We start from the raw sequence: 11,025 nt of genomic DNA on the forward strand, positions 1-11,025 counted from the left end.
ACGATTGCCCACACGGCAGCAGGTGCGGGCCCCACACGGCAGCGGGTGCGGGCCCGTACGGGCGCGGGCTTGCTTACGGGGCCGTCACGAAGTCGATCAGTTCCTCCACGCGGCCGAGCAGCTCCGGTTCCAGGTCCTTGTAGGACGTCACGCGCTTGAGGATCGCCTGCCAGACCGCGCCCGTGTTGTCCGAGGGCCAGCCCAGCGCCCGGCAGACGCCCGTTTTCCAGTTCTGGCCCCGGGGGACCGCCGGCCAGGCCGGGATGCCCAGGGCGGACGGCTTCACCGCCTCCCAGACGTCGATGTACGGGTGGCCGACGACCAGGACGTGCGGGGACGTGACCTGGGCGGCGATCCTCGACTCCTTCGAGCCCGGGACCAGGTGGTCCACCAGGACGCCCAGCCGGGCGTCCGGCCCCGGGGCGAACTCCGCGACGATCGACGGCAGGTCGTCGACGCCCTCCAGGTACTCCACGACCACGCCCTCGATCCGCAGGTCGTCGCCCCAGACCCGCTCCACGAGCTCCGCGTCGTGGCGGCCCTCGACGTAGATCCGGCCCGCCCTCGCCACGCGCGCGCGTGCGCCCGGGACCGCGATCGAGCCCGAGGCCGTACGGGTCGGGCGCACCGGACCGCCCGCCACCGGCCGGACCAGGGTCACGACCCTGCCCTCCAGGAGGAAGCCGCGCGGCTCCAGCGGGAAGACCCGGTGCTTGCCGAACCGGTCCTCCAGCGTCACCGTGCCCGCCTCGCAGCGGATCACCGCCCCGCAGAAGCCCGTGGTGACTTCCTCGACGACCAGGTCGGGGTCCGCCGGGACCTCCGGCACGGGCTTCGGCTTCTTCCAAGGCGGCGTCAGATCCGGGTTGTAGCTGCGCATTCGGGTGACGTTAGGGCACGTCGAAGCGCCGTGCCAGTTCATCGCGCTGTGCCCTCACGAACGTGGCGTCCACCACCGCCCCGTGCCCCGGTACGTACGCCGCCTCCTCGCCGCCCAGGGCGAGCAGGCGGTCCAGGGCGTCCGGCCAGCGGGACGGGATCGCGTCCGGGCCCGCCTGCGGTTCGCCCGACTCCTCCACGAGGTCCCCGCAGAAGACGACCTCGCGCCCGCCCGGGACGCAGACCGCCAGGTCGTGGCCCGTGTGGCCGGGGCCCACGTTCGCCAGGAGCACCTGGCGGTCGCCCAGGTCGAGCGTCCACTCGCCCGAGACCACGTGTCGGGGGGCCACCAGGACGTCCACCGCCTCCGCCGCCGTCTGCGGATCGAGCCCCTGCCGTACCCCGTCCTCGCGCAGCGCCTCCCGTTCCCGGGCCAGGGAGAGGAGCTCGTCCGAGCCCACCGCGCCGAAGACCTCCGCGCCCGCGAACACAGCCGTGCCGAAGACGTGGTCGAAGTGGGGGTGGCTCAGTGCGATGTGCGTCACCTTTCGGCCGCCCGTGAGCGCCGTGATCTGTGCCCGCAGCTCCGCGCCCTCCGCGAGCGAGGACCCCGTGTCGTACAGCAACACCGCCCGCGTGCCCACGACCAGGCCCACCGTGGCGTCCCAGCCGGGCAGTCGGCGCCTGCCGACTCCGTCCGCGAGGCGCTCCCATCCGTACGCTTCCCAATCCACGTCCATGGGGCGACGCTAACCGGTGCGGGCGCCGCCTCCTTGCCAGGAGCGATGCCCGCCGCCGTACACTGGCCGGGGGATCGCTGGCACTCGGACAGGGCGAGTGCCAAAAGCGGAGCAACCGGAACGACGACGACAGCTGGAGGTGCGCCACGATGCTCAGCGAACGCAGACTCGAGGTCCTGCGCGCCATCGTCCAGGACTACGTCGGGACGGAGGAGCCCGTCGGCTCCAAGGCGCTCACCGAGCGCCACAAGCTCGGCGTGTCGCCCGCCACCGTGCGCAACGACATGGCCGTGTTGGAGGAGGAGGGGTACATCGCCCAGCCCCACACCAGTGCCGGGCGCATCCCCACCGACAAGGGCTACCGGCTCTTCGTCGACCGGCTCGCCGGCGTCAAGCCGCTGTCGACGCCCGAGCGGCGGGCCATCCACAACTTCCTCGACGGAGCCGTCGACCTCGACGACGTCGTCGGGCGCACGGTACGACTGCTCGCCCAGCTGACCCGCCAGGTCGCCGTCGTCCAGTACCCCTCGCTGACCCGCTCGACCGTCCGGCACGTGGAGCTGCTCTCGCTGGCCCCCGCCCGCCTGATGCTCGTCCTCATCACGGACACCGGCCGGGTCGAGCAGCGCGTCGTCGACTGCCCCGCGCCCTTCGGCGAGACCTCGCTCGCCGACCTGCGGGCCCGGCTCAACAGCCGGGTCGTCGGCCGCCGGTTCGCCGACGTGCCGCAGCTGGTGCAGGACCTCCCCGAGTCCTTCGAGGAGGCCGAGGACCGCGCCACGGTCTCGACCGTGCTCGCGACCCTCCTCGAAACGCTCGTCGAGGAGCACGAGGAGCGGCTGATGATCGGCGGCACCGCCAATCTCGCCCGCTTCGGACACGACTTCCCCCTGATGATCAGGCCCGTCCTGGAGGCTCTGGAGGAGCAGGTCGTGCTCCTCAAGCTGCTCGGCGAGGCCAAGGAATCGGGCATGACCGTACGCATCGGGCACGAGAACGCCCACGAGGGGCTGAGCTCCACGTCCGTCGTCTCGGTCGGCTACGGTTCGGGCGGCGAGGCAGTCGCCAAACTCGGCGTGGTCGGACCGACCCGCATGGACTACCCCGGAACGATGGGAGCGGTACGCGCAGTGGCACGTTACGTCGGACAGATCCTGGCGGAGTCGTAAGTGGCCACGGACTACTACGCCGTACTCGGCGTGCGCCGCGACGCGTCCCAGGACGAGATCAAGAAGGCGTTCCGGAGGCTCGCGCGCGAGCTGCACCCGGACGTCAATCCCGATCCGAAGACGCAGGAACGCTTCAAGGAGATCAACGCCGCCTACGAGGTCCTCTCGGACCCGCAGAAGAAGCAGGTCTACGACCTCGGCGGCGACCCGCTCTCGGCCTCCGGCGGCGGTGGCGCGGGCGGCGGCTTCGGAGCGGGCGGCTTCGGCAACTTCTCCGACATCATGGACGCCTTCTTCGGCACGGCCTCGCAGCGCGGCCCGCGCTCGCGGACCCGCCGCGGCCAGGACGCCATGATCCGCCTGGAGATCGACCTCAACGAGGCGGCCTTCGGTACGACCAAGGACATCCAGGTCGACACGGCGGTCGTCTGCACCACCTGTTCGGGCGAGGGCGCCGCGCCCGGCACCTCCGCGCAGACCTGTGACATGTGCCGCGGCCGCGGCGAGGTCTCCCAGGTCACCCGGTCCTTCCTCGGCCAGGTCATGACCTCCCGGCCCTGCCCGCAGTGCCAGGGCTTCGGCACCGTCGTGCCGACGCCGTGCCCCGAGTGCGCCGGCGACGGCCGCGTGCGGTCCCGCCGTACGCTCACGGTCAAGATCCCGGCCGGCGTCGACAACGGCACCCGCATCCAGCTCGCGGGCGAGGGCGAGGTCGGCCCCGGCGGCGGCCCCGCCGGCGACCTGTACGTCGAGATCCACGAGACCCCGCACGAGGTCTTCCAGCGGCGCGGGGACGACCTGCACTGCACGGTCACCATCCCGATGACGGCGGGCGCGCTCGGCACGAAGGTGCCGCTGCAGACCCTCGACGGCGTCGAGGAGATCGACATCCGCCCGGGCACGCAGTCCGGCCAGTCGGTCCCGCTGCACGGGCGCGGCGTCACGCACCTGCGGGGCAACGGCCGGGGCGACCTGATCGTGCACGTCGAGGTGACGACCCCGAGCAAGCTCGACGCGGAGCAGGAGCGTCTGCTGCGCGAACTGGCCAAGCTGCGGGGAGAGGAACGGCCCACGGGGCAGTTCCAGCCCGGGCAGCAGGGCTTGTTCTCGCGGCTCAAGGACGCGTTCAACGGGCGCTGATCCGTACGCGGCGGAAAGGGGCGGCACTCCGGTGCCGCCCCTTTCCCGTGGCCCGGACCGCGCATGACACGATGCCCATATGTCCACCACCGCACTGAACGATCTCTCTCGGTTCCCGATCGTGCAGGCCCCCATGGCGGGTGGCGCCTCCTGTCCCGAGCTCGTCGGAGCCGTCTGCGAGGCCGGGGCGCTCGGGTTCCTCGCCGGCGGGTACAAGACGGCCGGAGGCCTGTACCAGGAGATCAAGCGGGTACGCGGGCTCACCGGGCGCCCCTTCGGGGTCAACCTCTTCATGCCGCAGGACGGCCGGCCCGCCGACCCCGCCGCCGTCGAGGTCTACCGCCACCAGCTCGCGGGCGAGGCCACCTGGTACGACACCCTGCTCGGCGAGACCGACGAGGGCCGCGACGACGCCTACGACGCCAAGCTGGCCATCCTCCTGGAGGACCCGGTCCCCGTCGTCTCCTTCACCTTCGGCTGCCCCCCGCGCGAGACCTTCCACGCCTTCGACCGCGCCGGTACGTACACGATCGTCACCGTCACCTCCGCCGACGAGGCCCTCGCCGCGCAGCAGGCCGGCGCCGACGCCGTCTGCGTCCAGGGCGTCGAGGCCGGCGGACACCAGGGCACGTACCGCGACGACCCGGCCGACGAGGGCGCCCCCGGCACGGGACTCCTCACCCTCGTCACCCAGGTCCGCGAGGCCGTCGCGCTGCCGATCGTCGCCGCCGGAGGCATCATGCGCGGCGCGCAGATCGCCGCCGTCCTCGCCGCCGGCGCCGACGCCGCCCAGCTCGGCACCGCCTTCCTGCCCTGCCCCGAGTCGGGCGCCCACCCGCTCCACAAGCAGGCCCTGACGGACCCGCTGTTCACCCGGACCGCCCTCACCCGGGCCTTCTCCGGGCGACCGGCCCGCGGCCTCGTCAACCGCTTCATGCGCGAGCACGGGCCGTACGCCCCCGCCGCCTACCCCGAGATCCACCACCTCACCGCCCCGCTCCGCAAGGCCGCCGCCACCGCGGGCGACGCCCAGGGCATGGCCCTGTGGGCCGGCCAGGGCCACCGCCTCGCCCGTGCGCTCCCCGCCGCGCAGCTGGTCGAGGTGCTGGCCGCCGAACTCGACACCGCCCTCTCCGACCTCTCCGGGCTCGCCCACAGGAGCACCTCATGACCGCACCCGTCTTCGTCGTCGACACCGTCCCCGGTGCCGGGAGTTTCCTCCTGGACGGGCCCGAGGGCCGGCACGCCGTCTCCGTGAAGCGGCTGCGGGCCGGGGAGGAACTCGTGCTCGCCGACGGGCGGGGCCGCTGGGCCGCGTGCGTGGTGGTCTCCGCCGAGGGCAGGGACGAGCTCACCGTGCGGGTCGACGAGGTCCACGAGGACCCCGAGGAGGAGCCCCGCATCACGGTCGTCCAGGCCCTGCCCAAGGGCGACCGGGGCGAACTCGCCGTCGAGACCATGACGGAGACCGGCGTGGACGCGATCGTGCCCTGGGCCGCCTCCCGCTGCATCACCCAGTGGAAGGGCGACCGGGGCCTCAAGGCCCTCGCCAAGTGGCGGTCCACCGCGCGCGAGGCCGGCAAGCAGTCGCGCCGCACCCGCTTCCCCGAGGTCGCCGACCTCATGACGACCAAGCAGGTCGCCGCCCTCCTCGCGGGCGCCGACTTCGCGGCCGTCCTGCACGAGGACCGCGACCACCCCAGCGGCGCGCTCGCCACCGCCGAACTCCCCGAGAAGGGGTCGGTCGTGCTCGTCGTCGGCCCCGAGGGCGGGGTCTCCCCGGAGGAACTCGCCGCGTTCGAGGCCGCGGGCGCGAAGCCGTACCGCCTCGGCCGCAGCGTCCTGCGCACCTCCACGGCCGGTACGGCGGCGACCGCCCTGGTCCTGGGGCGCACGGGCCGCTGGAGCTAGACCGTCCCCGCCAAGGTGTCGTAGAGCGGCCAGGCGTCCTCCTCGCGGACGCCGGGGGCGGTGGGCAGGAGGCCGCGGACCGCGGCCTCCTCCAGGAACCGGCGTACGACCCCGGGCATGTTCAGGTTCAGGATGTCGCCGTCGGCGGAGGCCACGTCGCCCGAACCGAAGGGGTACCCGGCCACGATGCGGCCCGGGCCCTCCCGGAAGACGAGACGGAGCTGCGCGTGGCGGTGCTCCGCGCGGCGCAGGGAGAGCACCGTCCGGCAGTCGGGGTGCCGGTGCCGGACGTTCCACAGCCACACGGTGCCGTCCACGGTCAGCCTGCGCGGTGCGCCTTCCCGTCTCATGCCGCGCACCCTACGCCCCGCGCCCTGCCGCACCCGGTGGACAGGGACCCCCGGACGCTCCTTAGGCTGACCCGCATGGCCGACGAGTCCCCCCTCATCCGCAGTCTGCGCGCCGCCGTGGCCGCCGCCCCCGGCGACGTACCCCTGCGCCTCCACTTCGCCGAGCTGCTCCTCTCCGAGGGGCGGAACGACGAGGCCGTCGCGGAGGCGGCCGTCGCGCTCCAGCACGCTCCCGGTGACGCGGACGCGCGGGCGCTGATGGTGCGGGCGATGGGGATGCCCCCGGCGGCACCGGTCGCCGAGGAACCCGTGGAGCCCGAGCCCGTCTCCGGGGAGCCCTCCTTCGACTGGGACGCCGCCGAGCAGCAGGTGCGGGACCTCGTCGGGCCCCGGTTCCTCGACGACCCGCAGGCCGACGGCGGCGAGGGGACCGCCGGGGACGCCGCCGCCTGGGACGTCGACGCCCCCGGTGCCGTACGCCTCGCCGACGTCGGCGGCATGGAGGAGGTCAAGGAGCGCCTGGAGGCCGCCTTCCTCGCGCCCATGCGCAACCCCGAACTGCGCAGGCTGTACGGCAAGTCGCTCCGCGGCGGCCTGCTCCTCTACGGTCCGCCCGGCTGCGGCAAGACCTTCATCGCGCGGGCCGTCGCCGGCGAACTCGGCGCCAACTTCCTCACCGTGTCGCTCTCCGACGTCCTCGACATGTGGATCGGGGCCTCCGAGAAGAACGTCCACGACATCTTCGAGACCGCCCGCCGCCAGGCCCCCTGCGTCGTCTTCCTCGACGAGCTGGACGCCCTCGGCGCCAAGCGTTCGCGCACCCACCACAGCGGCCTGCGCAACGTCGTCAACCAGCTCCTCACCGAGCTCGACGGCATCGCGAGCGGCACCGGCAACGAGGGCGTCTTCGTCCTCGCCGCCACCAACGTGCCCTGGGACGTGGACATCGCGCTGCGCCGCCCCGGCCGCCTCGACCGCACCCTGCTCGTGCTGCCGCCGGACGCCGCCGCCCGCGAGGCGATCCTCCGCTACCACCTGCGGGAACGGCCCATCGAGGCCGTCGACCTCGGCAAGCTCGTCAAGGCCACCGAGGACTTCTCCGGCGCGGACCTCGCCCACGTCTGCGAGACGGCCGCCGAGGCCGCGCTCCTCGACTCCGCCCGCAGCGGCGCCGTACGCCTCATCACCACCAAGGACCTCCTCGGCGCGGCCCGGCAGATCAAGCCGTCCACCGAGCCGTGGTTCGCCGCCGCCCGGAACGTCGCCATGTTCGCCAACGAGGGCGGTCTGTACGACGACCTCCTCGCCCACCTCAAGCGGAAGCGCAAGCTGTGACCGCCTCCAGCCCGTCCACCGCGCTCGCCCGCGCCGAGGCGCTCTACGAGACCGGGCGGTACGCACAGGCCGGTGAGCTCGTCGCCCGGCACCTGGCGGGCGAACCGGAGGACGCCGAGGCGCTCGTCCTGCTCGCCCGCTGCCACCACCGGGCCGGCGACAGGGTCGCCGCCCTGGCCGCCGTCGACCAGGCGCTCGGGGCCCATCCCGATCTGCTCGGGGCCTGGCTGATGCGGGTCCACATCCTCCTCGCCGACCGGCGGTTCCAGGAGGCCGAGGCCGCCGCGCGGCACTCCGTGGAACTCGCCCCGAACTTCTGGGGCGCCCACTACGCGCTCGGCACCACCCTCGCCGAGCACGCCGAGTACGCGCGCACGCCCGCGCGCAACGTCGAGGCGTACGAGATCGCGCGGACCGCCGTCGGCCTCGCCCCCGAGGAGGACGCCGCCCACTTCCTCGTCGGCCTCACCGCCCAGCGGCGCGGCGACCACGCCACCGCACAGCGCGCGTACGAGACGACCCTGCGCCTCAACCCGCAGAGCAGCGAGGCCCACAACAACCTCTCGCTGCTGCGGCTGCGCCGGCGCTGGTTCCGGCGCGGGGCCTGGACCCAGGCCGCCGAGGGCTTCGTCGCCTCCGCCGCGCTCGACCTCCAGGACCGCAAGGCCCGCTACAACCTGGAGGCCATGGCGTGGAACACCGCCGCCGGGGCCCGATGGGTCGCCCTCGTCGGCTTCCTGACCTCCGCCGTCGCCGACGCCGCGATCCCCGACGGCGCGACCTGGGTCGTCGCGGCCGTGCCGCTCCTGGTCGGCGCGGCCGTGATCCTCGGCGCCTGGACGGGGTGGGGGGTGTGGATGGCCCGCCGGGTGCCGCCCCGGCTGCGCCGGCCGATGCTCCTCGTGGCGCGCAACTGCCGGCCCGTGCTGTTCATGGCCGGGGCCGTCGGGCTCCTCGGGCTCTACTCGCTCGTCTCCCTCGCCCTGTGGTCCTTCGACTCGGGCGTGATGGGCGGGGCCGGGACGCTCCTGTTCTGGGGCGTGATCATCACGTACTGGGTGAGCCGCTCGGCGCTCAACCGCCGCACACCGAAGGACTGAGGGTTTTCCACAGGCTTCCGTCGGCTTCCCCCGGCTGTCGGGGGCGGCGGATAGCATGACCGGGTAGTGATCGTCATCCGACCTAGGAGGTCCGGGACATGGCCGGAGAGCCGCAGAGCGACTGCCTGTTCTGCAAGATCGCGGAAGGGGAGGTGCCGGCGACGATCGTCCGCGAGACGGAGACCACCGTCGCGTTCCGCGACATCAACCCGCAGGCGCCCACGCACGTCCTCGTGATCCCGCGCGTCCACTACCCCGACGCCGCCTCCCTGGCCGCCGCCGCGCCGACCGTCGCCGCCGACATACTGCGCGAGGCGGGCGAGGTCGCCGAGCAGGAGAAGATCGAGGGCAGCGGCTTCCGGATCGTGTTCAACACCGGCGCCGGAGCCGGCCAGACCGTCTTCCACGCCCACGCGCACGTGCTGGGCGGCCGCGGTCTCAACTGGCCCCCCGGATAGCCCGTGTCCGTACGCGAACTGGTCGTCCTCGGGACCGCGAGCCAGGTCCCGACCCGGCACCGCAACCACAACGGCTATGTGCTCCGCTGGGACGGAAAGGGCATCCTCTTCGACCCCGGCGAGGGCACCCAGCGGCAGATGCTGCGGGCCGGGGTCGCCGCGCACGACCTCGACCGGATCTGCGTCACGCACTTCCACGGCGACCACTCGCTGGGCCTGGCCGGGGTGATCCAGCGGATCAACCTCGACCAGGTCCCGCACCCGGTCACCGCCCACTACCCGGCGAGCGGGCAGCGCTTCTTCGAGCGGCTGCGGTACGCCACGGCCTACCGCGAGACCGTGCGGCTGACCGAGGCCCCGGTGGCCGCCGACGGGCCGCTCGCCGTCACCGAGGACTTCACCCTCGACGCCCGCCGGCTCTCCCACCCCGTCGAGTCCTACGGCTACCGGATCACCGAGCCCGACGGGCGCCGCATCCTGCCCGAGAAGCTCGCCGCGCACGGCATCAAGGGCCCCGACGTCGGCCGCATCCAGCGCGAGGGCGCCCTCGGCGGCGTCTCGCTCGACGACGTCAGCGAGGTCCGGCGCGGGCAGCGCTTCGCCTTCGTCATGGACACCCGGCTCTGCGACGGGGTGCACGCCCTCGCCGAAGGCGCCGACATGCTCGTCATCGAGTCCACCTTCCTCGACGAGGACGCCCGGCTCGCCACCGACCACGGCCATCTGACGGCGGGACAGGCCGCCGCCGTCGCACGGGACGCGGGCGTACGGCACCTCGTCCTGACCCACTTCTCGCAGCGCTACTCCGACCCCGCCGCCTTCGAACGGCAGGCGCGGGCGGCCGGGTTCGACGGCGAGCTGAGCATTGCCCAGGACCTCATGAGGGTCCCCGTACCGAAACGAACGTGAACATGCCCCTCCCCTCCGGCCTCCCCAAGGCCGAACTGCACCTCCACATCGAAGGCACCCTCGAACCCGAGCTCGCCTTCGCGCTCGCCGCCCGCAACGGCGTCACCCTGCCGTACGCCGACACCGACGCCCTCCGCGAGGCGTACCGCTTCAGCGACCTCCAGAGCTTCCTGGACCTCTACTACAACCTGATGGCGGTCCTGCGCACCGCCGAGGACTTCACCGAACTCGCCGACGCCTACCTGGAGCGGGCCGCCGCCCAGGGCGTCCGGCACGCCGAGATCTTCTTCGACCCGCAGGCGCACATCGCGCGCGGCATCCCGATCGGGGTGGTGATCGAGGGACTCGGCGCGTCCCTCGACCGTGCCGAGGAGCGGTACGGGATCTCCACCCGGCTCATCCTGTGCTTCCTGCGCGACGAGTCGGCCGAATCCGCGCTCGCGACCCTGGAGGCCGCGAAGCCGTACCTCCACCGGATCACCGGCGTCGGCCTCGACTCGGCGGAGGTCGGCCACCCGCCGGCCAAGTTCCGCGAGGTGTACGAGGAGGCCGCCCGGCTCGGCCTCCGCCGCGTCGCCCACGCGGGCGAGGAGGGCCCCGCCGCCTATGTGCGCGAAGCCCTGGACGTCCTCGGCGTGGAGCGCATCGACCACGGCCTGCGCTGCATGGAGGACCCGTCGCTGGTCGACCGGCTCGCCCGCGAGCGGATCCCGCTGACGGTGTGCCCCTTCTCGAACGTCCGGCTCCGCGTCATCGACACCCTCGCCGAGCATCCGCTCCCCGCGATGATGTCGGCGGGGCTGCTCGTGACGGTGAACTCCGACGATCCGGCGTACTTCGGGGGGTACGTGGGGGACAACTTCGACGGGATCCGGGACGCGCTGGGCCTCACGGAGGACCAGCTCCGGGAGCTGGCCCGCAACTCGTTCGAGGCGTCGTTCCTGGAGGACGACGAGGCTCGTCGGGCGCGGTACCTCGCGGAGGTGGAGGCGTACCGCTTCGACGCGGAGTAGTCGGGAAGGGGCGGGGTGGGG

At 73.3% G+C, this 11,025-nt stretch carries 12 protein-coding genes; 9 read left to right on the forward strand and 3 right to left on the reverse strand.

Annotated elements, in window-relative coordinates; all coding sequences use genetic code 11:
* Positions 1-73 precede the first annotated feature (73 nt).
* Positions 74-880, reverse strand: a complete 807-nt coding sequence (locus tag CCN56_RS00245; protein WP_086821927.1) for a DUF3097 domain-containing protein — start codon at positions 878-880, stop codon at positions 74-76.
* A gap of 10 nt (positions 881-890) precedes the next feature.
* Entirely contained in the window at positions 891-1,619 is a 729-nt protein-coding gene (locus CCN56_RS00250) for an MBL fold metallo-hydrolase (RefSeq protein ID WP_086821929.1), read from the reverse strand.
* A 149-nt stretch (positions 1,620-1,768) separates the two neighbouring features.
* On the opposite strand from CCN56_RS00250, the gene hrcA reads away from it, so the two are divergent.
* The 4 genes from hrcA to CCN56_RS00270 all read left to right on the forward strand — a co-directional run bounded on the left by hrcA (position 1,769) and on the right by CCN56_RS00270 (position 5,839).
* Entirely contained in the window at positions 1,769-2,788 is a 1,020-nt protein-coding gene (hrcA, locus tag CCN56_RS00255; protein WP_030684865.1) for a heat-inducible transcriptional repressor HrcA, read from the forward strand.
* Positions 2,789-3,928: a molecular chaperone DnaJ gene (gene dnaJ / locus CCN56_RS00260; protein ID WP_086821931.1), complete on the forward strand. Its 1,140-nt coding sequence runs from the start codon at positions 2,789-2,791 to the stop codon at positions 3,926-3,928.
* A gap of 79 nt (positions 3,929-4,007) precedes the next feature.
* Positions 4,008-5,099 (forward strand): nitronate monooxygenase, encoded by a 1,092-nt coding sequence (locus CCN56_RS00265; protein WP_086821933.1) that lies wholly within the window; start codon positions 4,008-4,010, stop codon positions 5,097-5,099.
* Entirely contained in the window at positions 5,096-5,839 is a 744-nt protein-coding gene (locus CCN56_RS00270; RefSeq protein ID WP_086821935.1) for a 16S rRNA (uracil(1498)-N(3))-methyltransferase, read from the forward strand. The genes CCN56_RS00265 and CCN56_RS00270 overlap by 4 nt, the downstream gene beginning before the upstream one ends.
* On the opposite strand, the gene CCN56_RS00275 is transcribed toward CCN56_RS00270, so the two are convergent.
* Positions 5,836-6,189 carry a hypothetical protein gene (locus CCN56_RS00275; RefSeq protein ID WP_256961599.1) on the reverse strand — a complete coding sequence of 118 codons (354 nt, stop codon included), beginning with the start codon at positions 6,187-6,189 and terminating at the stop codon, positions 5,836-5,838. The two genes, CCN56_RS00270 and CCN56_RS00275, sit on opposite strands and share 4 nt — an antisense overlap.
* A gap of 75 nt (positions 6,190-6,264) precedes the next feature.
* Here CCN56_RS00275 and CCN56_RS00280 point away from each other — a divergent pair, with 75 nt between their 5' ends.
* The 5 genes from CCN56_RS00280 (at position 6,265) to CCN56_RS00300 (ending at position 11,004) form a co-directional block, all read left to right on the forward strand.
* A complete protein-coding gene (locus CCN56_RS00280; protein WP_086821939.1) occupies positions 6,265-7,524 on the forward strand; it encodes a 26S protease regulatory subunit in 1,260 nt (419 codons plus the stop codon).
* The gene (locus CCN56_RS00285; RefSeq protein ID WP_086821942.1) at positions 7,521-8,624 is read left to right on the forward strand and encodes a tetratricopeptide repeat protein; all 1,104 of its coding nucleotides are present in this window, start codon (positions 7,521-7,523) and stop codon (positions 8,622-8,624) included. Before CCN56_RS00280 ends, CCN56_RS00285 begins: the two co-directional genes overlap by 4 nt.
* Positions 8,625-8,722: 98 nt before the next feature.
* Positions 8,723-9,082, forward strand: coding sequence for a histidine triad nucleotide-binding protein (locus CCN56_RS00290; protein ID WP_086821945.1), 360 nt, complete (start codon positions 8,723-8,725; stop codon positions 9,080-9,082).
* A 3-nt stretch (positions 9,083-9,085) separates the two neighbouring features.
* Positions 9,086-9,991 (forward strand): ribonuclease Z, encoded by a 906-nt coding sequence (locus CCN56_RS00295; RefSeq protein ID WP_086821948.1) that lies wholly within the window; start codon positions 9,086-9,088, stop codon positions 9,989-9,991.
* Between the two features lie 2 nt (positions 9,992-9,993).
* Complete coding sequence (locus tag CCN56_RS00300) at positions 9,994-11,004, forward strand: adenosine deaminase (protein WP_086821951.1); 1,011 nt, start codon at positions 9,994-9,996, stop codon at positions 11,002-11,004.
* Positions 11,005-11,025 lie beyond the last annotated feature (21 nt).

The organism is Streptomyces sp. NRRL B-24572 (genome assembly GCF_002156145.1).
Taxonomy (GTDB): domain Bacteria; phylum Actinomycetota; class Actinomycetes; order Streptomycetales; family Streptomycetaceae; genus Streptomyces; species Streptomyces vietnamensis.